The sequence below is a fragment of the Candidatus Nanosynbacter sp. TM7-057 genome (genome assembly GCF_022828295.1).
In the GTDB taxonomy this organism is placed as follows: domain Bacteria; phylum Patescibacteriota; class Saccharimonadia; order Saccharimonadales; family Saccharimonadaceae; genus Nanosynbacter.
The window spans coordinates 75,657-100,942 of the sequence record NZ_JAJQJT010000002.1; the positions used below are offsets into that span (position 1 = coordinate 75,657).

General features: G+C 47.2%; 36 protein-coding genes and 1 pseudogene. 33 read left to right on the plus strand and 4 right to left on the minus strand.

The features are described from left to right. Positions 1-2 precede the first annotated feature (2 nt). From LRM45_RS03000 to LRM45_RS03045, 11 genes are all read left to right on the plus strand, one after another. Positions 3-809, plus strand: a complete 807-nt coding sequence (locus LRM45_RS03000) for a hypothetical protein (RefSeq protein WP_243826693.1) — start codon at positions 3-5, stop codon at positions 807-809. A gap of 2 nt (positions 810-811) precedes the next feature. Further along, the gene (locus LRM45_RS03005; protein WP_243826694.1) at positions 812-1,267 is read left to right on the plus strand and encodes a single-stranded DNA-binding protein; all 456 of its coding nucleotides are present in this window, start codon (positions 812-814) and stop codon (positions 1,265-1,267) included. A gap of 17 nt (positions 1,268-1,284) precedes the next feature. Then, positions 1,285-1,611 carry a con-10 family general stress protein gene (locus LRM45_RS03010; RefSeq protein ID WP_243826695.1) on the plus strand — a complete coding sequence of 109 codons (327 nt, stop codon included), beginning with the start codon at positions 1,285-1,287 and terminating at the stop codon, positions 1,609-1,611. Positions 1,612-1,781: 170 nt separating this feature from the next. Continuing rightward, a complete protein-coding gene (locus tag LRM45_RS03015; RefSeq protein WP_243826696.1) occupies positions 1,782-2,009 on the plus strand; it encodes a hypothetical protein in 228 nt (75 codons plus the stop codon). Between the two features lie 44 nt (positions 2,010-2,053). Then, positions 2,054-2,650 (plus strand): hypothetical protein, encoded by a 597-nt coding sequence (locus LRM45_RS03020; protein ID WP_243826697.1) that lies wholly within the window; start codon positions 2,054-2,056, stop codon positions 2,648-2,650. Between the two features lie 199 nt (positions 2,651-2,849). Next, the gene (locus tag LRM45_RS04225) at positions 2,850-2,975 is read left to right on the plus strand and encodes a hypothetical protein (protein ID WP_275973435.1); all 126 of its coding nucleotides are present in this window, start codon (positions 2,850-2,852) and stop codon (positions 2,973-2,975) included. After that, positions 2,968-3,321 carry a hypothetical protein gene (locus LRM45_RS03025; RefSeq protein ID WP_243826698.1) on the plus strand — a complete coding sequence of 118 codons (354 nt, stop codon included), beginning with the start codon at positions 2,968-2,970 and terminating at the stop codon, positions 3,319-3,321. The genes LRM45_RS04225 and LRM45_RS03025 overlap by 8 nt, the downstream gene beginning before the upstream one ends. Further along, positions 3,318-3,548 carry a hypothetical protein gene (locus tag LRM45_RS03030; RefSeq protein WP_243826699.1) on the plus strand — a complete coding sequence of 77 codons (231 nt, stop codon included), beginning with the start codon at positions 3,318-3,320 and terminating at the stop codon, positions 3,546-3,548. Before LRM45_RS03025 ends, LRM45_RS03030 begins: the two co-directional genes overlap by 4 nt. After that, positions 3,549-3,953, plus strand: coding sequence for a YopX family protein (locus LRM45_RS03035; RefSeq protein ID WP_243826700.1), 405 nt, complete (start codon positions 3,549-3,551; stop codon positions 3,951-3,953). Then, positions 3,950-4,522: a hypothetical protein gene (locus LRM45_RS03040; RefSeq protein WP_243826701.1), complete on the plus strand. Its 573-nt coding sequence runs from the start codon at positions 3,950-3,952 to the stop codon at positions 4,520-4,522. Before LRM45_RS03035 ends, LRM45_RS03040 begins: the two co-directional genes overlap by 4 nt. Continuing rightward, positions 4,522-4,959, plus strand: a complete 438-nt coding sequence (locus LRM45_RS03045; protein ID WP_243826702.1) for a VRR-NUC domain-containing protein — start codon at positions 4,522-4,524, stop codon at positions 4,957-4,959. The genes LRM45_RS03040 and LRM45_RS03045 overlap by 1 nt, the downstream gene beginning before the upstream one ends. On the opposite strand, the pseudogene LRM45_RS04265 reads toward LRM45_RS03045, so the two are convergent. Next, a pseudogene (locus LRM45_RS04265) lies at positions 4,896-5,180 on the minus strand (hypothetical protein); the annotation flags it as partial. The gene LRM45_RS03045 and the pseudogene LRM45_RS04265 overlap by 64 nt on opposite strands. Here LRM45_RS04265 and LRM45_RS03050 point away from each other — a divergent pair. From LRM45_RS03050 to LRM45_RS03110, 13 genes are all read left to right on the plus strand, one after another. Next, positions 5,089-5,721: a pentapeptide repeat-containing protein gene (locus tag LRM45_RS03050; RefSeq protein ID WP_445083024.1), complete on the plus strand. Its 633-nt coding sequence runs from the start codon at positions 5,089-5,091 to the stop codon at positions 5,719-5,721. The pseudogene LRM45_RS04265 and the gene LRM45_RS03050 overlap by 92 nt on opposite strands. A 149-nt stretch (positions 5,722-5,870) precedes the next feature. Beyond that, the gene (locus LRM45_RS03055) at positions 5,871-6,191 is read left to right on the plus strand and encodes a hypothetical protein (RefSeq protein ID WP_243826704.1); all 321 of its coding nucleotides are present in this window, start codon (positions 5,871-5,873) and stop codon (positions 6,189-6,191) included. Between the two features lie 10 nt (positions 6,192-6,201). Next, positions 6,202-6,747 (plus strand): hypothetical protein, encoded by a 546-nt coding sequence (locus LRM45_RS03060; RefSeq protein ID WP_243826705.1) that lies wholly within the window; start codon positions 6,202-6,204, stop codon positions 6,745-6,747. 3 nt (positions 6,748-6,750) lie between these two features. Further along, complete coding sequence (locus LRM45_RS03065) at positions 6,751-8,148, plus strand: hypothetical protein (protein WP_243826706.1); 1,398 nt, start codon at positions 6,751-6,753, stop codon at positions 8,146-8,148. A gap of 27 nt (positions 8,149-8,175) precedes the next feature. After that, entirely contained in the window at positions 8,176-8,379 is a 204-nt protein-coding gene (locus tag LRM45_RS03070; RefSeq protein ID WP_243826707.1) for a hypothetical protein, read from the plus strand. After that, positions 8,380-10,692 (plus strand): phage portal protein, encoded by a 2,313-nt coding sequence (locus LRM45_RS03075; RefSeq protein ID WP_243826708.1) that lies wholly within the window; start codon positions 8,380-8,382, stop codon positions 10,690-10,692. A 90-nt stretch (positions 10,693-10,782) separates the two neighbouring features. Then, positions 10,783-12,681 (plus strand): head maturation protease, ClpP-related, encoded by a 1,899-nt coding sequence (locus LRM45_RS03080; protein ID WP_243826709.1) that lies wholly within the window; start codon positions 10,783-10,785, stop codon positions 12,679-12,681. A gap of 18 nt (positions 12,682-12,699) precedes the next feature. Continuing rightward, positions 12,700-13,347: a hypothetical protein gene (locus tag LRM45_RS03085; RefSeq protein WP_243826710.1), complete on the plus strand. Its 648-nt coding sequence runs from the start codon at positions 12,700-12,702 to the stop codon at positions 13,345-13,347. Between the two features lie 61 nt (positions 13,348-13,408). Beyond that, complete coding sequence (locus LRM45_RS03090) at positions 13,409-13,678, plus strand: hypothetical protein (protein ID WP_243826711.1); 270 nt, start codon at positions 13,409-13,411, stop codon at positions 13,676-13,678. A 340-nt stretch (positions 13,679-14,018) separates the two neighbouring features. After that, positions 14,019-14,405: a hypothetical protein gene (locus LRM45_RS03095; protein ID WP_243826712.1), complete on the plus strand. Its 387-nt coding sequence runs from the start codon at positions 14,019-14,021 to the stop codon at positions 14,403-14,405. Between the two features lie 16 nt (positions 14,406-14,421). Beyond that, positions 14,422-14,931, plus strand: a complete 510-nt coding sequence (locus LRM45_RS03100; protein WP_243826713.1) for a hypothetical protein — start codon at positions 14,422-14,424, stop codon at positions 14,929-14,931. A 78-nt stretch (positions 14,932-15,009) separates the two neighbouring features. Beyond that, the gene (locus LRM45_RS03105) at positions 15,010-15,399 is read left to right on the plus strand and encodes a hypothetical protein (RefSeq protein WP_243826714.1); all 390 of its coding nucleotides are present in this window, start codon (positions 15,010-15,012) and stop codon (positions 15,397-15,399) included. 2 nt (positions 15,400-15,401) lie between these two features. Further along, a complete protein-coding gene (locus LRM45_RS03110; RefSeq protein ID WP_243826715.1) occupies positions 15,402-15,710 on the plus strand; it encodes a hypothetical protein in 309 nt (102 codons plus the stop codon). Positions 15,711-15,712: 2 nt separating this feature from the next. Here the strand turns inward: LRM45_RS03110 and LRM45_RS03115 are convergent, their stop codons facing one another. Next, entirely contained in the window at positions 15,713-15,940 is a 228-nt protein-coding gene (locus LRM45_RS03115) for a hypothetical protein (RefSeq protein ID WP_243826716.1), read from the minus strand. Positions 15,941-15,987: 47 nt separating this feature from the next. Here LRM45_RS03115 and LRM45_RS03120 point away from each other — a divergent pair, with 47 nt between their 5' ends. From LRM45_RS03120 to LRM45_RS03160, 9 genes are read left to right on the plus strand one after another with little or no spacing between them, the layout of a single operon-like run. Continuing rightward, a complete protein-coding gene (locus LRM45_RS03120) occupies positions 15,988-18,567 on the plus strand; it encodes a phage tail protein (RefSeq protein WP_243826717.1) in 2,580 nt (859 codons plus the stop codon). 2 nt (positions 18,568-18,569) lie between these two features. After that, the gene (locus LRM45_RS03125) at positions 18,570-19,457 is read left to right on the plus strand and encodes a phage distal tail protein (RefSeq protein ID WP_243826718.1); all 888 of its coding nucleotides are present in this window, start codon (positions 18,570-18,572) and stop codon (positions 19,455-19,457) included. Further along, on the plus strand, positions 19,457-20,545 hold the full coding sequence (locus tag LRM45_RS03130; protein ID WP_243826719.1) for a hypothetical protein: 1,089 nt from the start codon (positions 19,457-19,459) through the stop codon (positions 20,543-20,545). The genes LRM45_RS03125 and LRM45_RS03130 overlap by 1 nt, the downstream gene beginning before the upstream one ends. Continuing rightward, the gene (locus LRM45_RS03135; RefSeq protein ID WP_243826720.1) at positions 20,542-21,042 is read left to right on the plus strand and encodes a hypothetical protein; all 501 of its coding nucleotides are present in this window, start codon (positions 20,542-20,544) and stop codon (positions 21,040-21,042) included. The genes LRM45_RS03130 and LRM45_RS03135 overlap by 4 nt, the downstream gene beginning before the upstream one ends. Beyond that, on the plus strand, positions 21,039-21,494 hold the full coding sequence (locus LRM45_RS03140) for a hypothetical protein (protein ID WP_243826721.1): 456 nt from the start codon (positions 21,039-21,041) through the stop codon (positions 21,492-21,494). Before LRM45_RS03135 ends, LRM45_RS03140 begins: the two co-directional genes overlap by 4 nt. Beyond that, on the plus strand, positions 21,491-21,913 hold the full coding sequence (locus tag LRM45_RS03145; RefSeq protein ID WP_243826722.1) for a hypothetical protein: 423 nt from the start codon (positions 21,491-21,493) through the stop codon (positions 21,911-21,913). The genes LRM45_RS03140 and LRM45_RS03145 overlap by 4 nt, the downstream gene beginning before the upstream one ends. A 21-nt stretch (positions 21,914-21,934) precedes the next feature. Further along, positions 21,935-22,267 (plus strand): hypothetical protein, encoded by a 333-nt coding sequence (locus tag LRM45_RS03150; RefSeq protein ID WP_243826723.1) that lies wholly within the window; start codon positions 21,935-21,937, stop codon positions 22,265-22,267. 13 nt (positions 22,268-22,280) lie between these two features. Next, positions 22,281-23,678 carry a glycoside hydrolase family 25 domain-containing protein gene (locus LRM45_RS03155; protein WP_243826724.1) on the plus strand — a complete coding sequence of 466 codons (1,398 nt, stop codon included), beginning with the start codon at positions 22,281-22,283 and terminating at the stop codon, positions 23,676-23,678. A gap of 9 nt (positions 23,679-23,687) precedes the next feature. Next, a complete protein-coding gene (locus tag LRM45_RS03160; RefSeq protein WP_243826725.1) occupies positions 23,688-23,945 on the plus strand; it encodes a hypothetical protein in 258 nt (85 codons plus the stop codon). Positions 23,946-24,024: 79 nt separating this feature from the next. Here the strand turns inward: LRM45_RS03160 and LRM45_RS03165 are convergent, their stop codons facing one another. Together LRM45_RS03165 and LRM45_RS03170 are read right to left on the minus strand one after the other, a co-directional pair. Then, a complete protein-coding gene (locus LRM45_RS03165) occupies positions 24,025-24,996 on the minus strand; it encodes an H-type lectin domain-containing protein (RefSeq protein ID WP_243826726.1) in 972 nt (323 codons plus the stop codon). A 2-nt stretch (positions 24,997-24,998) separates the two neighbouring features. Beyond that, the gene (locus LRM45_RS03170; RefSeq protein WP_243826727.1) at positions 24,999-25,280 is read right to left on the minus strand and encodes a hypothetical protein; all 282 of its coding nucleotides are present in this window, start codon (positions 25,278-25,280) and stop codon (positions 24,999-25,001) included. Positions 25,281-25,286 lie beyond the last annotated feature (6 nt).

Consider the following 25,286-nt stretch of genomic DNA (forward strand, 5'->3'; position numbering starts at 1 on the left):
ACATGTCGCAACTACAACAATATGTCGACTCACAAGTCGCAACAATATCACCGTTTAAGGTGAAATCTCAAGAATTACTTGAGCAGGCGAAAGCCAAAGAGGTCACTGATGATACAACCGCTAAAGAAGCAGTCGCAATCCGCAAGCTGATCACCTCGCACCGCTCCGAAGTCAAGAACGCTCGGCTGGCGATCACTCGCAACTTTGACAGCGTCAAGTCACAGTTCATCGACGCTGAAAAGGACGTTCTGGCACCGGCTGAGGAGGCTCTGAAAAACATCAGCCAAAAGATTCTAGCTTATCAGGAAGAACAGGAGCGATTGGCTAGAGAGGAGGAGGCACGCGTTGACGCTATTTGTGCTAAGTTCGCTACCAACGCCAAATCACTACGCAGCCAGAAAGCCTGCGACGAGCGAGGCGCTGAATTAAAGCAGGCATTCGCTGAGTTACCTGAAGCCGATCAGAACCACGCTGAAATCAAGCTGGCATTCACCAAAGCCATCAACGAGTTGCTGACGCGTAAAGACGAACTAACAACCGCCGAGCGTGATGAGGCTGAAGCTGCAAAACTAGCCGCACAACGTAAACGCGAACAAGAGATTGCCGAGGCTGAAGCAGCCAAAGCTGCTAAAGCACAGCAGCCAACTGTCAAGTCTGGCATCAAGACTAAAACAGTATTTACGGTTGTCAATCCTGAGTTAGTGCCACGATCACTATGCGAGCCAAGCGACAAACTAATCCGCGAAGCTATCGCCAATGGGTTACGTGAAATTCCAGGTGTTGAAATCCGCGAGGAAAAGAGTTTCTAAATATGGCAGCAATCAATAACGTAACTCTAATCGGTCGCGTTGTCCGAGACATCGAAGTCAAAACGACGAATAGCGGCAAGTCCGTAGCCTCATTCGCACTAGCGGTTGATGGCTACGGCAAAGATGCCGACGCAAGCTTTATCGATTGCGTCGCCTGGAACAAGGCAGCTGAACTGCTGGCAGAATACGCACCGAAAGGCAAGCAGATTGGCATAACCGGCAGATTGCAAACGAGAATCTGGGAGAAAGACGACATCAAGCGCAAAGCCACTGAGGTTATCATCGACCAGTTCCAGCTTTTGAGCGACGCCAAGGGTGGTAGCAATACCGCACCAGCCACAGAACGATATGCCGAGGAGGACACTAAATCAGCAAATACAACAACTAAACAAGCGGCGAAAGCTACCGAGGACGTTGACCTCGACACGCCGATTGATTTGAGCGAAATACCATTTTAATAAGTGAAAGGAGAGTTATGGCAGGAACGGAAGCGGGCGGCAGGAAAGCTGCCGCAACAATTCTCGCGAAAAACCCAAACTTCTACCGTGAAATTGGCAGAAAGGGCGGATCGAGGTCAAGAGGCAATAAAACGGGTTTTGCACTCAATCGGGAGGCAGCTCGGATTTGCGGCCGAATCAGCAAACGCCGACCTAAGCAGGATGACGAGCTAGCTGAATTTGAAAAAACCGCACCGTACGGCAGATGTAGTATGTGCAATTTAGCACTCGTTAAATCTGACACAGAGCGAAAAGACTATTCAGACATGCACGAAAACTGTATGTATGAAAGGTTTGGAGACTGAAAATGGAAGTGGAATGGACTGTATACGAAATCAGTTTTGGCGGCAAGAACTTGAACCTGGAAGACATTAAGGAATCAACCTTGACGATAGAGTATCCAAATGACTAAAAAAGCACTTCGCAAGAAGCAGCGCCGCAAGCGCAAGAAACTGGAGGTTACGTAATGTCTCTGATGAATTGCACATTCACCGTTCGCTGGAGCGACGAGAAGAACAAACCGTACGCGAAAACCTACGCTACCGAATCTGATGCCAAGCGCGCCAAGAAATGGCTGCTGGAGCACGGCGTTCGGGACGTAGATGTCGCGGTCAAGATAAATAATAAGCCAGCTGGCAGTTTGAAAGACGACAAACAGTCTGAGGCTGCGGCTGAGCAGAAAGGATTTTGGTGGGAGAAGTGAGCAGTATCGTTTCGCTAACCAAACAGCAGATCGCTGTATATAAAATGGCACAGAAGCCAACACCGCAGAACAAGGTTTTGGAGAATGTCAGACTGGAGGTTGTCGAGCAGGAGAAAGGCATACATAAAGCCATGCTCATTGCCACAGACGGTTATAAGCTGATCCGCCGTGAAGTTGACGCCGAGCCTGGAGCAAAAGCCTGCTCGATGAATATCCCGCAGAGCGTTCTCGTTGCCGCTGATAAAGTCATGAAGACTGACTTTGACCGAGCGTATGTTCACGACGGCAAAATTATTGTTCGCACAAATCCGTACGGCGAAATGATGCCGATTGACGAGAGCTTCCCGATTAAAGCCGAGATTCCATTTCAAGAGCAAACCGAGCTGCGCTTTCCAGAGACACGCCCATTCGTTGAGCAAAAAAGTTCAGAGGCGTTTCCTGTAAAGTCGGTCGTAGTTAATCCTAAATTGCTTATCGAGGCACTGCGACAATTCAAGCAGAGCGACGGCATGATGAGTGGCGTAGTCATTCATGTTGGCAAGCATGACGAGCCGATTTTGATAAAGTCCTCGCCAGATTATGCATGGGACGGAAACGAGATCGTGGCTGGCGTTGCACCGATTAAATCTGACGACATATAAACGCCATTAACCAACGACCTACCATATGTCGAAAAACTGGGCGAACATTAACATCAACCGCAGAACTGGACAGATGACCATTTTACCCACCCGGGTCGTCTGTCTAATAGGCGACATCAAAACCTTAAAGCAATTAATCAATGATATACACTTTGATGTCGCCTTGCTCCCAGTTCTACGGTTGAGGAAAAGGAACGAAATGGAAACATTAGTTTGGATTTTACAAGCAGTACCGCACGCTATTTTTATCACTGGCTTAATCGTAGCTGGGCATTGGTCAATTAAAAAAATAATTAAGGCGGTAAAGGAATACGATAATGTTTGAGTCGATGCGAAAATCAATTGAAAAACAAAATGAACTGCTTGAAGAAATCTTGGAGAGAGGCAGTTTAGAAAGCGTATTAAAAGATGTAAGCCCAATCGAAACTAGTGCCACATCTTTGTATATGGACCCGTATAATTACGATGAAACAAAGAGATGTGTAAATGGCAATATCAGTGAACGTATTCTGGAAATCGTAAGACTGTATGGAGAAGTGAAATATCTGACTGAGGTAATTCCAAGGCAGTATGAAACCTTCAACCGCATTAAACAGCAATCTCCGAACGGGACCGTGTGGGAAGATATAGACAACTTTATCAAAAGGTATGAGGAGGAGCATAAGAAATGAAAATTAGTCCGAAGTTTATGAAGAACGCTGAACCGCAAGACGTAGTGATTGTCTTAGGTGTATTTGTACTGATAATTTCAATAATTGTCTTTTTGCACTGGGCTGCTGTTTGGGAGGATCAAATGTCAGAGCGAGAGGCTCAATACACGAATACTAAAGCTCGCTGTAAAACGGTTGGTGGTGAGATGGGCTACTCGAAATGTTACAAGGACGGGAAGGAAATATAGATGAAACAGGATAAGCGCTCAATAAAGCATTTTCGCTGCTGGTTGGTTGAATCAAAACAGTATGTTTATGATATTCAAAAAATTTGTGATGGCAAACTGATTAAAAGTTTTGCCGAGATTTTGAATAATCCAGAAAAATATGTTGTAGAACAGGAAACTGGCGCTATTGATATCGTTAAAAATAAAATCCGAGAGGGTGATATCGCAAAATATCGCAACGCGAACTATCAGCGCGAAGTTTTTGAGTGGCAATATGGCGTCGTGGTTTTCAAAAATTGCGGCTTTGAACTGTACAACCCAATTAATGATACTTCAGAATCACTAACTGATATATCTATCAGTTTTTCGAAAATTGAGGTAGTTGGTAATATTCACGAAGATTCTGAATTGTTGGAGGAGAAATGAGACTATATAAGCTACTAAAAGATTTGCCCACAGTTAAAGCTGGGGCAATCTTCAAAGAGAAAATTAAAATCGATGGCACGAGGGTTTTGAAAGCGTGTGAATCAGGCCATAGACATTCAATTCTTGTTAGAGAAATCAATAATTTTGACGAGTGGTTCGAACCAACAAGCAGTATTAGTTGGAGTCTTAAATGGGGCGATAGATATTGGTACATTGACTATTGGGGCAAGGTTAGCTGTCGCAATTACACGGACGCTATCATTGACAGATTGAATATTGACAATGGTAATGCTTATCACGCCGAAGAAGAATGTAAAGAAGCTTATGAACGCAAACTGGCTGAAGTCAGACTGCGAAAAGCATCAACATTTAAGCCAGACTTCGAGAATGGCAAGGGTGGCTGGATTGTCTATTATGACCATGGACGTGAAACGCTCACCGCGTGTGAACTTGCTGACTGTGATGCTGGTGAACCTGTACGCTATGCGACTAGAGAAGAAGCTGAAAAATCTATCAAAGAAAATGAGCGAGATTGGAAGATTTATTTTGGAATTAAGGAGTGGAAATAATGCCTAATCTCGCAAACATAGATAATCCAACCGAGGATCAGGAGCAAGAAGCATTTGTGCAGTGGTTGCGGCTAAAAGGCTATCCACACTTTCGCGTGCCAAATGAAACCTACACCCGAAGCTGGAGCCAGAAAGCAAAGAATAAGAAGCTTGGTGTGAGTTCTGGTGTGCCAGACTTATTCGTGATAGTCCCAGCAGACTATAGCGACGCAACGATGGAGTTCATACACTATGGAGACAATCCTGTTGTTAGTGGTGACGGTGTTTATGGTAAAAATCATCGTCTTGTTGCTATCGAAATGAAACGCAAGAAGGGAGGTGTAACGTCGGCAAATCAAAAACAGTGGATTAAAACGCTCAATGAGGCTGGCATTCAGACTGTTGTCTGTAAGGGTTGTGATGCGGCGATTGAGTTTATTGAGTCAATAACTAAATAGGAGGCTAAAATGTCTAAAGTCAAAATTGAAATTAAATCATGGTTCAGTGGAGATGTATTGTTTGAGTACGAATCAGACAACGCCACGACGAAAAAAGCAGTTGAAGCAGCTGTTGACGATAACGCTGACCTGAGTGGCGCTGACCTGAGGGACGCTGACCTGAGGGACGCTAACCTGAGTGGCGCTGACCTGAGGGACGCTGACCTGAGGGACGCTGACCTGAGGGACGCTGACCTGAGTGGCGCTGACCTGAGTGGCGCTGACCTGAGGGACGCTGCTATCTATTATTCGGATGGTAATTTTGACGTCAATTATCGTAGAGGTTATTTCTTGAGTCTCACGAATCTTGAAGAGATTGAAACGGAGATGCATCACGATGTCAAAAGCTGTCGTCGATGGTCGTTTACTTGGAAAAACGTTTTGAGAATCAAGAGCTGGAAGCTGAAGCCTGCCGCTGGATCTTTTGAAGCGATAGCTAAAAATGCTAGCGCCGCGTCAAAGGCAATTGCTGATGGTGTTAAAGAGCAGAGCAACGACGAGAAGTGTGCGCAGTCTGAAACGCCAGGGGTTAAAGTTGGCGACAGGGTTGCGTTTAAGCATGGCGACGAATCGATAGAGGCGCTGTGCGGCGAGGTGATTGCGATAAAAGGTAGCGAAGCCGTAGTTGAAGTGAAGCAGCTGTTGGGATGTCAAGCATTCATCCTGCCGTTTGACAAGCTGATCGTCATTCCGCCGAAAACACAAGAGCAATCGAACGATTGAGGGGTTTATGACTGAAGTGGAACGCTTGACTGCTTGATAAAACAGTCAAAGCATTTTATAGCTAGGCGCTGGTGAGATTGAGCGGTTGGGAGGCCGCGATTGCCAGCGCCTAATCTGTATATTTCAGAGGTAGAGGAGGGATAACAAACATGGTCAAATGGCTAAAAATCGACAAACAAGACAAGACGAGGCGACGCCGTCAGGAGATCGGACAGGTCGCCATTTATTATATTTCAAAACAAGCAATTATTATTGGCGACGAGCGAAAATGCAAGCCGTTGTCACACTACATTCTCTTGCAGTCTTGGCAAGATCGAAACAAAAAACCATACCAGAATATGCTGCGCAAGTTGAGGAACACGAAAGATTTGACTTTCATGCAAGCACAGCTCATCGCAAACAGTTACGGCGTGCATATTTCATCTGTCTCTGAGCAGTCAATACCAGAGGAACTACGCGTCAATCTCTAGAATTATAATCATGAAAGATGACTTCAAATCATGTCCTAAATGCGGCCGAAAGTATAAGCGGCAAGACAATTACGATATCCACGTAGCTGGTTGTAATCGTACATCGCCGTCAACTCATGGCGGTGCTAGAAAGGGTAGTGGTGGGGTTAAGGGTAAAAAAACTCAAAAAGTGCTAGATCGGATGAAAGAGAAGCAGCGGATTTTAGACCGAATCACCAGAAACGCTGACAAGCTGTATGAAGCACAGTTCCGACTGGCGACAGGCGTGCAGATACTGTTCGTTATAAAGACCAACCGCAAGGGCAATCGGTTACCGGCAGAGCAAGTTACTGACCCCGAAACTATCGCGGCATTTCTCGACGGTGAGCTGGATGGTGTAGATGATGAGTATTATTTCATCGCTACGCAGAAGCCTGACAACAAAGCGATCAAGGATATGTTAGACCGAGCATTCGGCAAGCCAGTTGATCATGTCGACTTATCTGTCGATGTTCGCGAGAAGCAGCCGCCAAAGATCGTATCGACTATCAAGCCGCGCAAAACGAAAGGCGAATAGCTCATGTCGCTAGAATTAAAGCCGAAGCAGCAAAGCGTTGTCGATATTATTAACGACTGTCCCGAAGTCGATACTATTTATTTGATTGGTGCAGTTGGTACCGGCAAGACAGACATCGCGGCAAGTGTCGGCATTGATATTTGTGACACGTTCGAGAAGACCTACTGGACAGTGTTTCGTAAAAATATTAGCACTGCGAAGCGGTCGGTAATTCCATCATACCTGACAATGCTCGATCGCAAAAACTTCAAGGAGGGCGAGGATTACACATATAACGGCCAAGACTATGAAATCAAGTTTCCTAACGGCTCAAAGATTGGATTTGTGGAGGCGGATGAGACGAAAGACAGGAGCGGCCAGAAAATTAAAGGTATCAACGCCACCGCTAGCCACATTGACGAGGCTGACGAATTATCATTGACGATGTTTACTACAGCCAAATCCCGTAAGGGCCGCCGCAACACCAACGGGCAGCCGAGCATCGCTATCATCACCCTCAACCCGAATGACGTTGATCATATCAAAGAGGTATATATGCGTTGGAAATACGGCGGAAATGGTAAATATGAGCCGCTACCGTTAAACATTCGTGTGGTCGAGTTCGATTTATCTGATTCATGGCAAATGCAATCAGACATCGACGCGATGATGACCAACCCGACATGGTGGGTCGAGCGGTACCTCAAAAATAACTGGGAATACCAGGACGAGAGCAAGACGATATTCCGTTCGAGTATTTTCGCCAAGGCAATCGTCAAGAGCTACGAGCCAGGACGCAAGACGACCGGCTACGACGTGGCGCGTGATGGCGTTGACCGTAGCGTGGCAGCGGACTGGGAGAACCTGACACTGATTGACGGCAGCATCACGAAAGATTCAAGCGAACAGATGGAAACAGGCAAACAGGCAGAGTGGCTGATTGAGCATTCAGATAACTTCTCTATTGGTTACGAGAATATCGCAGTTGATGGCGTGGGTGTTGGCGTTGGTGTTATCGATGGGGGCAAAGACCGCGGTGCTGAGTTCGCGGTGTTTAAGTCTGGCTTTTCGCCCGACCCATTCCTAACATTCGATGACGAGCCAAAGAGCCGAGAGGATGCTGAGCGTTCACAGGAGCTGATGGCGTTTAACAATTTACGGTCGCAGGTGGCGTACATGCTAGCAATGGGTCTTGACAGCGGCAAGGTGAAAATCCTCGAGAGCTTTCCATTTCTCAATGAGTTCATTAAAGAGGCGCAGATGCACCACCACGAGTACAAAGACAAGGTGTTTGTGTTGGAATCTAAGGAATCAATCAAGAAGCGGCTCGGCAAATCGCCTGACATATTCGACTCTGTATTGATGGGTTTTTGGCTACAGCTGAAGCACGAGGTGGTGATGGAGTGGGGCGGAATTATGTAATCCGTATATTTACAGTTAGAGGACTATATGAAATTGAAAGACTTTTTGCGCAATATCAAGTTTGAAAAACCAGACAGGGACACTGTCATCGAAGCGTGGATAGGGCTGTTGATGTTCATTGGTGTGCCATTTTGCATTTGGCTATATTATGGCGGCAAGGTCGCCACAGTGGTGTTTGTCGGCGTACAGCTGATATTTTGGTCGGTTTATTTATACAGGAGCAATAAGTAGATGGGAATTATTAAAACAGCCATGGGATTAAGGGGTGAACGACGTGTGAGTGGCGTTGACCCCGCTTTTCAGAGATTATCAATGTTTGATCATTACCGTGCCAGCAGTTACGCGACAGCTTATCCTAATATTCGAACGGTTGCCAATAAATACATGACAGTGCGACCGTTTGCTATTGACGGCAACGGCAAGCAAGTACCACATGAAGTCATTAACGCCCTGTACCACCCGAATAAATCCGACAGTTCGGTGGCATTTGCTGAAAAGATAGCCGTTTCGACACTGTCTCTACGGAAGACGTACATTTTGGTTTGGAGCAACTATGGCGGAGTAGCAAAGCCTGGCGGTGACTTCAGGGGGCAGGGCGGCAAGAATATTGCCGGCTTTACGTTCTTGGAGTTTCCGCGAGTTGCACGAGTTGGCGACAAGACAACATACACAGTCGGCACACAGACGTTTACTGAAGATGAAGTGCTGGTATTACCTGGTGGTGTTGATCCAAACGACCTGTACGCCGGCTATTCACCATCTGAAGCATCACGTCGCTGGGCGACACTCGACGATTACATCGCCGATTTTCAGGCCGGCTTTTTCGAGAATGGAGCAGTACCGGCCGGGCAATTCATTATTACCGCACCAACACGGCAATCATTCCAAGAGAGTGTGGCGATGTTGCAAGACGCTCATCGCGGAGCAGGGAGCAACAACAACGTTACATACACGCACCGACCAGTTGACTCTAAGACCGGTAAACCGTCGACTACCGCAGCTGTTGAGTGGGTGCCGTTCTCGCAACCAAACAAAGATATTGACTTCGAGAACTTATTCAAGCAGGTTGACAGGCGAATTGATACGTCATTTGGCGTTTCGGCAATCATGAAAGGCATTGATGACACTGCGACATACGCCAACGCGCAGGTGTCAAAGCAGGTATTCGCCGAGAACGTCGTTGATCCATTGCTACTACGCAACTACACACAGCTGACGCACGAGCTAAACCGAATCACTGGTGGCATGGGCATAGCCATTACTTACGAATTCGCTATTCCGCAAGTTGTTGACGAGGTCAAAGTGCAGGCTGAGGCTGATGATATTCGTATCAATAGCATTCTTAAGCTGGAGGCGGCAGGCTACAGTACTGATAGCATCATCGATGCGCTGAAGTTGCCGAACAACTTTAAGCTACTACGCAAGGGTGACTACCAGCCGCCAGAGATTGAAAATGACAAGCCAGATGTTGATGAGGGTGATGAAGTAGCAGATGCGCCAGACCGCCGCAAGGTTGGCGACACGGGGGTTTGGGGAGAAGCGAACGGCACCAGCCCAAAAGCATCAGCCGATAATCAGCCGCAGACGCTCGATGATTTTGAGCAGCTGATTTATGACGCAACGACTGAGTTTATGCAGAAGCAAGTTGATCGAGCTATTGCTGAATCGCGCCAGACGGCCGAAAACAGTACTGAAGAAGACGACGAGCAAAACGAATTTGCCGAAGCGCTACTGTTGATTATCGTGGCACTGATGATAGTTCAGGGGGCAATTTACTTTGAGGATGGTAAGCAGCTACTGATAGATAACGGAGTGTCTACCGCCGAGCTAACAGGCTTTGTGGTAGCAGCATCAACACAGGAAGCATACCGAGCCTATCTGCTAAACGTGGCGCGCTCATACGCTGACGATACAGCCGTCTCAATCCGTCGCGTGCTTGATCATGCGGCATCGCACGGCTGGGCACAGTCTGAGCTAGAGGAGAAACTGCGCGGCATTATGAAGACCGACGAATGGCGAGTACAGAGAATGGCTCGCACTGAGATATCACGAGCTGATGCACTGTCGAGCGTTGAAGCCATGAAGCAGGTGCAAAACCAAACGGGAACGCTGATCGAAAAAGCGATGGAGAGTGAGACCGGCAAGCCGTGCGAATTTTGCGCCACATTGATCGATAAGTGGGTGGCGGTTGATGAGCCAATCCTAAGCCTGAATGAAGCAATCATTGGCAGGGACGGCGGCATATTCATCAACAATTTTGCGCAGAATGACGGCTACGACGTACACCCGAACGGCCATTGCCACCCGAAGTACCGTGTTGTCAAGGCGTATTTGAATGCTGAGCGGCGAATCATTGACGATGAGATGGCTGATTTAGATTTGCGGTGCGAGGAGTGCGGACGCTACCTGAACATCAAGGGTGTGACGCAGATGATCGCACAGGTGCGTTGTAGTAACGCGAAGTGTAAACATGTCAACAATATCAAGATTGTGAACGCCACTTCGACAGACAACCAGGTGCGTTATGAGTTCGATAAATCGTAATCTGTAGTCTTAGAAATAAGACGAGAGCAAGACGCTCAAATTGGACGGGCAAGCAGGAGTCGAAAGCAAACTTTAACAAGGAAATAAAGCATGAAGTTCTGGAAGTGGAGCAATTCCGTTTCATCGAATAATCAAGAGCTTATACTTGACGGGCCTATCGCGAGCGATACCTGGTGGGGCGACGAAGTCACACCCGACCTATTTCGCGAAGAACTCAAGCAGCATGCGGGCGATTTGACTGTTGTCATTAACAGCCCCGGTGGCGATGTGTTCGCAGGCTTGGCAATCTATAACGCGCTTGTGAATCATAACGGAAATGTCACTGTCAGAGTTGATGGTTTAGCGGCGTCGATTGCATCAGTAATTGCGATGGCGGGTGACAAGATTATCATGTCGCCAGGCTCAATGATCATGATTCACCGTCCGTCTGTTTGCGCGATGGGCACGGTTGATGACATGGAGAAAGCCAAAGACGTTCTGATGAAAATCGAGGAGGGCATCACGCCTATCTACGCCAAACGGACAGGGCTTGACGAGGATAAAATCGCTGAGCTGCTGGAAGCGGAAACGTGGATGCTTGCCGATAAGGCTGTCGAGCTTGGTTTTGCTGATGAGGTGTCTGAGGCACCGGAGAAGCAAAAACAAGACGAGGGCGTGCAGAATGCGATTGGTATGAACTTTGCATTCAGTATGTCGGCCGTAAAGCAGGCAGATGCCAAGCCAATGCAGAGCCTGGTTGAACAGATCAAGGCGAAAGCAGAGGCTGAAGCGGCTAAGGCGGCAGAGCCGACCGAAAATGCACCTGAACCTGAAACGAAGACTGACGAAACAGCGGTACCGGAAGCCGCGCCAGAGGCTGAGCCTACTGACGAAGCTGAGCAATCAGTACCGGATGAACCAACTGATAACAATCCTGAGGAGGATACGGAAATGGATCCGAAAGACATTGCAAAGATGCAAGTTAAAGAACCAGCTGATCCAGCAGCTGTCGACAAAGGTACTGTCGTAAATTACTTGGACACACCAAAGGCATTAGAAGATTTTGCTGACGTGCTGGTAGCACAGGCAGGAGCAGGTGCGGCAGCCGTTCGTGAAGCTTGGATGGACAAGCTTGAGGCTAACGGTGTACAGATGGCTGTCACTGGTGCCGACAAACTATTCCCAGCACCAGTTGTTGAGGCAGTTGAGAGTGCGTTTAAGGCTGGCGGACCAATTTGGAACCTAGTCGATAAAACTGGACTTGACGCCTACAACACCGCTTGGGACACCAACACTGACGGTGCATTGGGACACCAGGCTGGTAAAGACAAGAAAGAGGCTACGATTGCTATCGAAAACCGTGTGCTTGAAGGTCAGTATATCTACAAGTACCTGACCCTGGATAAAGAAACTATCCGCAAGAATAAGAGCACTGGCTCACTGTTGCGTTACGTATTGCAAGAGTTGCCAAAGCGGATTATCGCAAGTATCGAGCGTGCGATCGTTATCGGTGACGGACTAGTCGACACTAGCGACGACAAGATCAAGTCGTTTGTATCTGTCAAAGCTGACGCCAAGGCTGGCAACGTGTTTGCTAAAACCTATACGCCAAAAACAGGAGAAAGTCGCCGTACTGCTATCTTGAATGCACGCGACTTAATCGAGGCTGAGGGCGACGTTTACATCATCGCAAAGCGTGGCTACCTCACCGCCCTGAAAGATGAGCGAGGTACTGACAAGCATATGCTGTACACTCCAGGCGTTAACATCTTGGAAGACTTGGAGCTTGCTGGCAAGTTTACGCCACAGTGGTTCAACGACACCAACGACGCCGAGAACGACGCCTACTTAGTTGTATTCAATAAGTACAAGGTGGTTGGCGATCAGTCAATTGAGAGCTACACCAACTTTGCGTTGAAGCAAAATAAGCACGAATACTTGCAGGAAATCTTCGCAGGTGGTGGCTTGAGTGGCATCGCAGCAGCAGTGGCTATTAAACACGTAGCCTAACAGAGAGGGGCGTAAGAGATGGCAGCACTGGTAACTAAAGAAGATATCGAGGGCGTACTTTTACGCCCCCTTTCTGATACCGAGAATAAGTACTTTGAGCAGTTATTGCAGCAGGCGACGGAGACGTTGGAGGCGCTGCTAGATGTCAAAATGCAGGGCGAGGCAAATACGCCGCGTCGATATGAGACAACTTGCGGCTCACGTTTTCTAATTGTCGATCCGTTCACTAGCCTATTGCCAGAGGTGACGACAGAAAGTGGCAGACCGCTGGTGGTCAAGTCAGTGAGTCAAGGCGACGAACTGAACGTCAGCTGGTTCAATGTCATCGAGATGATTGATCCGCTGAGTACTGGACGGTGCGTCGTCAAGGCGGTATGGGGATATGGAACACCGTTGCCATACAGCTTGAGAATCCTCATTGCAAGGTTATTTGACACGCTGTCAATAGCTAATCAAGGTAGCTTTTACAACAACGTAAAATCTGAAACAGTGCTGAGTCATTCAGTGACGTATGACAACACTAAGCAAGTTATTGATCAGTTCGCGGAGGCAAACGTTGATCTACTGGCAAAGTTTGTAAAGCCAAGCAGCAGTTGTGTGGTGTCTGGCTACACTGATACGCCACTGAGTCAGCGTGGAGTTCATCGTTATGATATTCCGCGATAACATCACCTTGGTTGCACCCGTAGACGGTGTATACCGCCAGACGGGGGGCGAGCGACACAGTGTGAGGTGCCTCGTCGAGCAGACAAGTGGCTTGACTCGCGGCGGTAGCTACGACGCTATGACGGGTGATGCCAGAGCATACTTGGACGGCCGAGATAGCTGGTTGTCATCAACTGGCTACTCGATCGAGGGATATTTCGCCGAGGTGACACTGTTTGGCGTCAAGCGGGTGTACCGCGTCGCTAACGTAGCAGTCGGCAGGGCGGTTATCACAAGCGGCACAGTACAGCACGTTGAAATTGAGCTGGAAAGGCTCGACAGAGAGGTGTAATCGTGCCGGTGGTCGACAATACAGTCGCCGTCAAACGATTCTTCCAGAATCAGGCAGCGACAGGATTGAACGCAATGGCGAATCACACTCTGACAGTATCCAACCTCACCGCACCGTTCAGACGTAGAGGGTCGCTCAAGTCCCGCAATGTCGAGGTACGGCGAATTGGCAGAGATGCTATCAGATTGACATGGAAGCCAGTCTACTCGCAGTACCAGAACCGCGGCAGGCGTGCGAATGGCACTCATGTGGTACGTAAGTACACTACATCTGGCACTGGTAAAGGTTTCGTTGATGAGGGTGTGAGAAGCACCATGAAAGATTACAAGAGGTTTTTTAGATGAATGTAGCATTGGAGATCGCAAAGGTAGTGGCTATTGCCGTTGGTGGAGAGCTTGGCAAAAATGTGTTTGTCGGGCGATTACCAGCAAACAAAAGCCAAGACGGTATGGCGGCAGTTGCGGCTAACGGCGGTGAATATGACGGTGGTAACTTAGGTAATACCAAACTGACCACCGAGCTAACGATTACCGTATTAAAAGCTGATGCGGCCGAGCTATACGAGCTTGACAGCAAGCTACGTACGGCACTAATGCAATTGCCATACACTGACTCGAGATTCATTCGTGTGAGCGTATTTCCGATGCAAGACAGCGACTATGAAGCCTCTGAATTACGGATGGGGGTATGGAGCGCCCAATCTGTAACATTAGTTTTGAAAGATTAAGCAAAGGAGTAATTAAATGGCAGCAATCGATTACGCCGGCTTGAACCACGATCTATATTTCGGGGACAAGACTGGTAAAAACTTCAAGCAAGTCCTAGGTGTGAACGACCTAGACTTTGATAACGATAAGGACGAGGTGACACGTGATTTCATTGATGGCACGAACCTCAAACTTATCAAATCGTTCAAATCGACCATTAAGTTCAAGATTACTGACATCGGGCAGGACAACCTCAAAAACATCGTGCCTGGCTATGTCTATAACAGTGGCGAGACGATTGACGGCACTACTGGTATTACTGTCGGCGCAAAGGGTGCTGTACAGGTTGGATTGCAAAAAGGTAGCTCGACACAGGTGCCTGGTGTATTCAAGTTAGTGCCGAAATTAGCAGCTCAAGCAGGTCATACGTTGTACATGCTCGACGCTACAGCAACCCTGAGTGACATCAGCCAAGAAGACGGTTTGACTGAGTTTGAAATCAGCGTAACTGGCAAGTTGATCAAGGGCGACCTGACATTTGCGTAACAGGGGTGACACGGTGCTAAAAACACCGTGTCAATACCTAAATTGATAAAAAAGTAATGTAGTTATTACAACTACGGAATGGAGAATGAGATGGCGTTTGTTCTAAAAAAGAAGCAGCTTGAGAAGCGTGTATTGCTGGACATTGAAATGCCAGCAGACGGTGACGAACCAGCAAAGCACTATAAATATCTAATTCCGCGAGTAAAGCAGTACAAAGCCCTTGAAGCAAATACTGCACGATTAAGTATTGGCGGCGAAGACGGCAAGGCCGTTACTGGTAGTGCGATTGTTATGGATGTTGTAGCTCGAGCGACAGTAGTTGAGGGCGGGCTATCTTTAAGAGATTTGCTTGATGCACTTGATAATGACAACGTCGATGCCTTGCTGCTTGAAATTGTACGATTAGCAACTACAGGGCTAACTAAGCTAGCCGCTGAGGGCGTTGAGGTGCGAGAAGTCGAGGCGTAGTCATGAACGAGAACAATCAGCCTGGATACGATATTGAAAAATACGAACAGTATTTGAAGATTCAGGCTGATAAAGTTCTCACAAGCTTTGAGGAGAGAGTGCATATAATCTTGCTCAACTATCCGCAATACACACACGAGCAGGTTTTAGAAATGGACGAGGCTGACGCGGTGGAGTTAGCAAAAGCAGCAATACGTCGCGAATGCGAGCGAACGCTGAGCCTCCTGTCTGTGATAGCAGCAGCACAAAATAAGGACGCTTACAAAAAGATGTATAGCTCTTTGACAAAAACTATAAGGGGTTTGAGGTGATCTTATCCATCACGACGAGAAGTATTGACGTATCCACGCTTAGCGTTGTATGTGTCGACGATCTCACCAGCTTTGGCAATTGTCTTGACAGACCCAAGGTAAGCGTATCCACAAGTAAACGTGTACATCAATCCTCGGGTAATTCTTCCCATGTAGAACCATGGCAGGCCATTAAAAAATGGAATCAAACCAATCAGAGCAAGCTTTTTGAATGTTTCAACATCTTTCATTATAAGATCCTTTCTTTAGTAAAGAAATTATACCACGGAAACGAAATATGAACCAAGGAACAATAGTAGTTACCTACAAAGTTGACAGGTCAAAATTTGACAAGTCTGTTTCTGATGTTCAGAAAAAAATGAAGAGTGTTGCCAAGGATAATGACGAACTCACCAAGAAGATGGCTGATTCTTGGAGCAAGATTGGAACTGGATTCAAGGAGTTGGGGGCTGGCATAAAAAATGCGGCAGTTGAAAGTGCTGCCGTCATCTCAAAAGAGCTTATTCAGCCAATCACTAACAAGTTAGCACCGTTGGCAAGTAGAATTACTGCAGGATTTGCAAATATTGGCAATCGCATCGCCACGTTCTTTTCACCAATGACTAACGCTGCCAGCAAAGCTGCTAGTGCAATATCTGCGGCTTTCGTTAGAGCACGCAATGCTGTTGCGAATGCGTTTAGCAATATCGGCGTGTTCATATCATCGAAATTATCTGTCGCCGCCAATGCAGTAACTAGTTTTGCAGCTAAAGTCGGTCAAGGCATGGCGTTAGTAGCGCAAAAACTCGCCGCACCATTTATCTGGCTAGGTAAGGGTATAGGTACAATCCTAGCCCCTGTCGCGCAAAAAATGATCGCAGTATTCGGTGGAATCGGTGGCGCGATTGGACGCAACTTGGCACCAGGATTATCGACGATTGGCAGCGGTATTTCTGATATGTTTAGTGCACTTGGCGGGAAAATTAGCAATGCCGTTGGTGGCATGGTTAGCCAGGTGATGCCGCACATCAACTCTCTGGCTAGCGGCTTAAAGGAGAAGTTAGGCGGTGCATTGAGTCATGTCGGTGGCGTGGCTAAAGGACTAGGCAAGGCATTTGCTGTTGGAACAGCAGTCGCAGCAGTAGCGATTGGTGGGCTAGCCAAAAAATCTGTCGAGGGATTTGCAGAATGGGAGCAGTTGGTTGGCGGTGTTGATACGCTGTTTAAGAAATCAAGCGACACAGTTCAGGCGTATGCGGCGAATGCTTATAAAACAGCAGGATTATCGGCAAACCAATATATGGAGACTGTTACAAGCTTTTCAGCGTCATTATTGCAAGGTCTGAAAGGCGACACTGAAAAATCAGCTCAATATGCTCACATGGCCGTTACAGATATGGCTGATAACGCCAACAAAATGGGTACTGACATTGCAAGGATTCAAGATGCCTACCAAGGATTCGCAAAAGATAACTACACCATGCTCGACAACTTGAAATTGGGCTACGGTGGTACTGCTGGCGAGATGGCGCGTTTAGTCAATGAAACAGGTGTGATGGGCAAGGGTTTCAAGGCGACGGCTGAGAACGTTAAAGATATTCCGTTCGATAAACTTATCGAAGCAATCCATAAAGTCCAGGAGAAAATGGGTATTACTGGTACGACCGCTAAAGAAGCTAGCGAGACTATTAGTGGTAGCTTTTACTCAATGAAATCGGCGTGGTCGAACCTTGTTTCTGGGTTTGGTAATGAAGACTTGGATTTGAGCCAGTTGATAAATAACTTCACAGGCTCGTTTGAGACATTTCTAAAAAATCTAACACCAGCGTTATCTAAAGCAATAGGCGGTATTGCGCAGGCTTTGCCACAAATTATAACACAATTGCTGCCATTGATTCCGCCAATTATGGGACAGTTATTACCGGCCATTATCCAGGGAATTATCATATTGTTACAGGGGCTAGTACAATCAGCACCACAGTGGATTGGTCAAATCGTAGCTATGGTGCCGGTGCTAGTTCAAGGCTTTATGCAATTATTTATGGCGCTTTTGCAAGCTGCGCCACAGATTATCGCAGTCATAACACCAATGATTCCACAAATCGTCGATAGCCTGGTCACAACACTGACGGAGCCGACTATGCTGCAGGCGCTGATCATGGGTGCGATTCAGCTATTCTTAGCCATAATTGAGGCATTGCCTACAGTTATTAACGCGCTGGCTGACGCGCTGCCACGTGTCGTTGACGCAATCGTTACGACACTGACGCAACCAGTAATGTTGCAGAAATTAGGCGAGTCTGCCGTCAAGCTGCTATTTGCGATGATTCGTGGCATCGGCAGTATGCTTGGACACATTGGCGACGCGGCCTGGAAAGTCATCAATAAGATTGGAGAGGTGTTATCGCCGTCAACTCTGTGGAGCGTTGGAGAAAACTTCATTAAGGGATTATGGAACGGAATCAACAACGTTACTGGCTGGATTCTAAATAAAATAAAAGGGTTCGGTAAGTCTGTACTTGATGGTATTAAGAGTTTCTTTGGTATTCATTCACCATCGACCGTCATGGCAAAGATGGGTGGATTTTTAGGACAAGGATTTGCTAACGGCATCACTGACAGTATTGGAGGTGTGTTATCAGCGGTCGATACGATGAACGGTGCGATTTCTGACAGAATGACAACTTCGCTGTCGCCTGATTTTAGTGTATCTGGTAATGGTAGCGTTGCTTTGCAGGCTGACGATATCTGGGGCGGTAAAAACAATGGCGGCTCTAATGATGGGTATCCGCAAATCAACCAAACCGTCAACCTGACAAACGGCATCGATGTCGATCAATATAACCGCAGCCTAGTGCAACAAATGAGGAGAGGATAGACATGAGAACATACGACGTGCAAATCACCAATATGCGCACTAATGAGAGTGTGTTTCTGGCAGGCAGCAAACAAGGGCTATCGCACCTAACACCGCCATTGAAAGGCTTTGGCGATCCTGACATTCGCAATAGCCAATATGTGTTTTCTGGTGCCGATGGCGGTAGTGTAGATGAGCAGTTTTACGGTGTGCGGCAAATACCGCTGAGTTTTTTTGTGGCAGTGGAGCACGACGGAAGACTTGCTGAGATGCACGCTGAGATGGCGAAAATTGCCAGAACCATCAAAATCCGCGATAAATTGCGAGTGCAGCTATTCACGCCAACTGGACGCGTCTATCAGACTATTACAAAATTGACACAGCCTCTCGATCCAAAAATTGAGTGGCCGCTCATTGCCGACTATGACATCGAGCTAGTAGCGGGCGATCCGCGAATGTATGACTATACCGACGGCGCAGCACAGCGAATCACGCTAGAGCGTCCACGTGACGGTGGTTTATTGTGGAGCCCTACAGGGCTACTTTGGGAGCGTGACGGCTTGCACTGGATATCTGGCGGGGGACTGAATCACGCCACAAATGATGGCAACACGTATATTTGGCCGACAATCACAATTGCTGGCAAGGTCACCAACCCGACTGTGTCCAACCAGACAACTGGCGAGATTTTGGCACTGAATATCAGCACAACAGATAGCGACACAATCGTATTTGACACATACAACCGAGAAGTGACGCTAAATGGGGTAGGTATCGATAATAACCTCACCAGCAGCCAATACTGGCGTTTGGTGCCAGGGCTAAATGAGCTGATTTTCAATACCTCGAACAGTGCTGATACTGGCACAGCTATCGTTGAGTGGTACAACGGCTATACAGGAGTGGCGTAATGGACGAGTACGTACCACCGCGCTACACTATCGAGCTGTGGCATCGCGGCAAAACAAAGGTAGCCGACATCACCAGACTTTGCCAAGACCTCGACTGGAGCATGACACGAAACGGCGTAGAGTCGCTAGACTTTAATATGTCAATGCCAGATTGGGAGGAGAAGTGCCGTCGGATTGGCGAGAATCCAAATACTATCTTGAAGCCGTGGGTGAGCGACATCAGAGTTAAACGTAATGGCGAGTATTTATTCGGCGCAGTGGTAGTAGAGGCGAACCGCAACCTCAATGCCGACAACGCACGAGTACTAGTGCAGTGTGACGGTTATTTGAATCTGATTGACGCACGATATCTGAATGGTCGCTGGAAAGGGATTGAAGCTACCGACGTTGCCTGGGGTATCATCCAGGAGGTGCAGAATCGACCTAACGGAGATGTTGGTATCACCAGGGGTGGTAGGCAGTACCGCACCGGTGTACGACGTGACAGAATGGACGACTGGGAAGATATCAATGCTAAAGATGCCCTCGTGTCGCTAACCAATTTGCAAGATGGCAAATTCGATTTTCGATTCACTTACGATCGCAAGTTTGAGACGTTCCAAACACTCGGCAACGAACGGCCAGACGTGACAGTGCATTATCCTGATGACGGGTTAGGAATCGGTGCTATTCGTATGGAGTTACCGCAGTCTGGTGCGAATTTGTACAACAACATTATCGGCAAGGCCTCTGGCATGGGCGAGGAGACAATTCGCTACAGTGCTGAAGACGTACCGAGCCAGCAGGAGTTTATCTTGCGTGAAAAAGTACAGCTGTATAACAGTATTAAGAACCTATCGACACTGGCGGGGCACTGCGAGGCTGATGTGGCGGTGATGAGTCGGCTGGTCGACCTGCCGCGCGTCACAGTGCGTGGTACGCAATTTGACCTAAATAATATCGGAGTAGGCGATCGTATCGTAGTTGAGCAAAATAAGTATTCATCTTGCCCACTGAGTGGCTATTACCGTATCGAGCAAATATCTGTCAAGGTCGATGAGAATATGAGTGAAGAAATAACTTTAACGCTGGATAATTACGACCTATGAGCGAGCGATTGAATCTAGTGGAGGAGCGTCGCGCCATCAGTAGGTTACGGGCGTTGCTACGTGCCACTGAGCAAATGAAAGCCACACAGAGAACCAGCAACAACTCTGGTATTATTTATTACGAAACGAAAAGTGCACAGGAATACGACGCGATAATACCCGTCACACATGACCCCGCTTTTCTTGGTGGCAGGATAATCAAGATTGAGACGACATTTACCGCACGCAAACAACAGTGGCCGTACGTGCTGTTTTTGCCGCAGTTTTACGTCGGCGACAACCCCGATACGCTGGCGGGTGCACAAATAATTGGTGGTAGTATTATTGATCAGAGCGCACCAGATATCAATAAGTTAGAGGTGCCATATCAACTGGCGTTTAGCGCTACCGCTTCAATCGACAATCCGCAACCAGGGCAGACGAAATATGTCTACGCCAAGTGTATTTTTCTGGGGACTGACAAGGGATCGTTCAGTATGAAAGCGAGCCTGCTATGAATCGGCTGAGTATGTTGCCTGAAAACCAATTGGCAGACATCCTGGCGTCACTTGATCGCAACATCCGCGACCTCAAGACTAGCCAGGTGATGGCATCAAGCGGGCTGGTATTTTATGAGAGTGCCAGCAACGACGAATGGGATTTTAATCAGGCGGTTAGTGTAGTTGGTGGGCAACAGCAAGCCTCTGGCGTGCCATTTATCATCACGGCGACAGCAAAAAAGGATAAAACATTCCTGTTGGCCGATTTGATTATTGACAAGATGTTGATAAACAGTGCAGCACCAACGCGTATTGACATAATACCAATATCGAGCGACGCGCGGCATGTTCGTAAGTGGTTTGCATACGTGTACGTGCGAAAGGGGCTGAGCAGTGTATTAGCACAGATGAAGTGTGCTGTGGTGGCAAATACTAGTGTCGATTTGACAATCGAAAGTAGAATGTTATGAGGATTCAAGAGATAGACGGCGAGACGATGGCGCGAATCATTACGCGGTGCGAGCGTGAAATTACCGAGATGAAAGCCGCGCAGCGTGTTGGTGCTGACAGCGTGCAGGTATTTCGTGTCAAGTTAGAAACGGCAATCGACAAGAGTGACGCAACGTTTCTGAGGCGGTTCAAAATCGTATTTACGCCGAAATCCAGCACGTATCAGTCGGGCATGGTTTTTAAGCTGATGGTCGGTAGGCGCAGCAGCCACGGCTCGGGACTAGAGGATGTCACTCGCTATTTCCAGCGCCAACGAAGTAATGGCGGTGTACAGACGTGGCTAAATATATCAGATTTCTTGGTCGATCTCGGCAGCAACACATTCAAAATCTACGCGTTCGCTACGTCTGACGGCGAGATCAAGGTTGAGTATGTCTAATCTGTAATGTGGTAAGTGAGAATGAATAATAAACGAGACAATGAATCGATGAATCAAACACCCAAAACGGTGCGGGAATTGGGCATCATGATGACTGCACGCGACGATGTGTTAAATGAAAGGCTAGGTTCAATAAACGATAATGTGTCGCGGCTAGCGGAGTCGGTCAAACAGCTGGCTGAATCGAAAGCCGATGCCGAGGAACTGAAAGCCCTGATAGCTCGCGTAGAATTGATGCAAGGCAATTACCTGTCCAAGAGCGAAGCCAAGATTGGTGCTGGCGTAATGACAGCAGTAATTACTGTGATTGGCTTTATGGTCGATTTAATTGTGAGAGTCGTGAATAAACCGTAAATAGGAGGCGATAATGGCAGTCAGGCAAACCTATAATCCAAATATAAATATCGGTGCGCAGAGTGGTTGGTGTTTACAATACGTAGATGACGCGATTAGCTCACTAACTCGCTCACCGAACGCTCAAACAGCGTACTTAAATGAATTGAACGCGGGTCGCATAAACACAGGTCCCGCACCCGTTGGTATTTGGGTGATTGGATTTTTGGGATTTTCAAGAGGCATTTACGCGGATTATGGACACGTATTCTTAATGCGAAAGCGTGAGGACGGTTCAATCGAAATCCATGACAGTGAAGTTCACAGTGGAGCGCGAGGGATTTATAACAGTATTGAAGAGCTTATGAATTGGATGGGGAATTATGGACCTGATTACCTAGGCTATTCGTATTGTTGCGACGGACGACGGATTGCCGAAGATTACGACGAAACTCAGCCTACAGATAGGAAAATGGAAGAAGACGGCAATGCTCGCGACGAAGCTAACACAGATTCAGCTATTTTTCAGGAACTAGAAAAAGGTGATGTCATTGCGATGAAGGGTTACGTCACAAATGGTCAACCAGTCGCTGGAGATACTGTTTGGTACGTCACAGCCAGGAGTGGAAAATATATGAGTCGTCAGTTGTTTGAGGATAAGGATTTACACGATTTGCCAGACTTGACACCTCAATCTACACCTCAACCAAAGCTACAAGAACCACAAGAACCACAAGAAGACTACAGCAAGATTATACTGGACATTTCAAATCACCAAGATGATGCTATTGTAAATCATTTACATAAGTTTGCTGGTGTTATTCTTAAGGCTGGTCATGTCGGTCAATCGTTTGGTGGTGATGCGAATAAAATCGACCCTAAACTGGTCAAGTTCGCTCAAGCCGCAGGTGATAAGCTATTAGGCATTTACTGGTTGCCTTATTTTTCAACCGAAGAAGAAGCAAAGACTGAAGCAGAGCGTTTTATCGAAGCTCAAAAGCTTGTCAACGCACCTCTGTTATTTGTCGACTTGGAGCCAGATTTTGAAGGCACACTCGAGCAGTTGAAGCTATTTAAGAACCTAGTCTTACAGAAGACAGGCAAGCAAGTATTCACTTATGCAGGTGAGGCTATTATTCAGAAATTGGGCTTGGAACGTGTAGATTGGTACCCGAATTACGGTACAAAAGATAATTACGCACACGGCTCGCTTATTCATCAGTACACAGAGAGCGGAAAGATTGACGGATTTAATTTGGATTTTTCAACGTCAAAAATATCTATAGATGAATTAAAAGCAATGAGTAAACCTCAACAGCCTGAGACATCTGAAGCTAAGCCTGAAATAAAACCTGAAGTAAAGACCGAAAAACCAACCAAAAGCTTACTACAGCTAATTATCGATTTTCTAATAAGTTTATTTAAGAAATAAGGAGGAAATATGAAATCACTAGAAGCATTAAAGAATATCAACTACAAAGACGTAATCGTACGTGCTTTGTGGACATTTGCGCAGACGTTTACCGCGACATTTTTACTGGCAGGCGTAAATCTAGTCAACTTATTATTCGCGGCGAGTTGGCACGAATTATACGCTCTGACACTAGCTACTGCTCTGTCTGCAATCGCGGCTGGATTATCTGCGGCTAAGACTATTATTTTAGACTTAGTACGTCAGATGAAAGAAGCCGTTGAATAGTTCGAAATTACCAAACAACTGAAAACCGCCTCGATAAGCTCCGAGGCGGTTTTTGAACTGGAAAGAAATCTCTTATAGTTTAGACTGAGCCAATCGCAATCCAATTTACATAGTACGTTCCTAAAAGTTGAGCGCCATCGAATCGTCGACATCGAGCAGTAAATGACGTATTCGTAACACCTACAGCGCTAAACGCACATCCGCCCCAGGACGAGTTTGGAGTATCTGTCCAAGCGTCGCCAGGTTGACCATAGCCACCAAAGCTACAAACTACAGTAGGAATTGTTTTGAATTGCTTTGGAAAAGTGATTTGAACAGTAGCCTCGAGAGCGTTTGATGGAACGTTGAGCATCGCTACGCCGTGCTGGGTAATTGAGCTAGATGATTTGCTGGAGTTGTTTCTTTTTGATTGAATAAAATCTGACCATTTTAAGTGTCGTGGTAGGACTATATCATTGCCAAGTGCGTCAGAGCCAATCACGCCGTTTTTGAACATTTCAGCCCTGTTAATTCGTCCGTCAGCCAGTGTGGCTGGATTGCGCCTATCAGTGATAACAGAATCAAGAATTGTTGTTGTGCCAGCGTTTACGCGTATCTCAGCGATTACTTCATATGGATTAGATGCACCAATTTTCGCCTTGATCTGCGATGGCGTTGGTGCGCTTGGGTTGGTTGCTGGTGTGCCAGGTACAACTATCGCTTTCGTACGGTTCTCGTTGTTAGCTACAGTCTGTGAGGCGGCCACGTTTGTGTCAATATAGATCACCACCGCGTCAATTCGCGGATTGGCGCTGTTTGCCGTGGTAACGCTCGCCTGAACAGGCTGCGTGCTTAAGTTGCTCACTGGAAACGTTGCCGACATAGCATCGCGCACCAATAAATCATCAGGTATACCATTCTCCCCGCCGATCAGCACATTCATGCCGACAGGACTGGCTTGACGCACTCTAAAGCCGCTAATCCACGAGCCGACAAAAGCATTGCCGAGCGCGTGGAATAGTGCGCTATCAGTGGTGCGGCCACCGTTGCTATTAGGAAAACCTAGTGCCATAGTTATTTTTCGTCAGTGCTTTCAGCCTCAGCCTCGGTAGTGTCGGCTGTCTCAGGCTCAGCATTATCATTGATATTTTCAACTTCTGGCTCGACAACCTCGTCGGCAGACTCTACTACTGGCGTCTCTGGCTCAGCCTCGGTAGTGTCGGCTGTGCCTTTGGCTGCCGAAATACTCACATACGGTCCGCTGTGTGCATCGCCTTTGACGAAAATATAATAGCCGTCAACTGTTCGGCGAATCTCGCCACCCTTATAATTCTGTACTTTTTCAGTGTTTTCCATATGAAT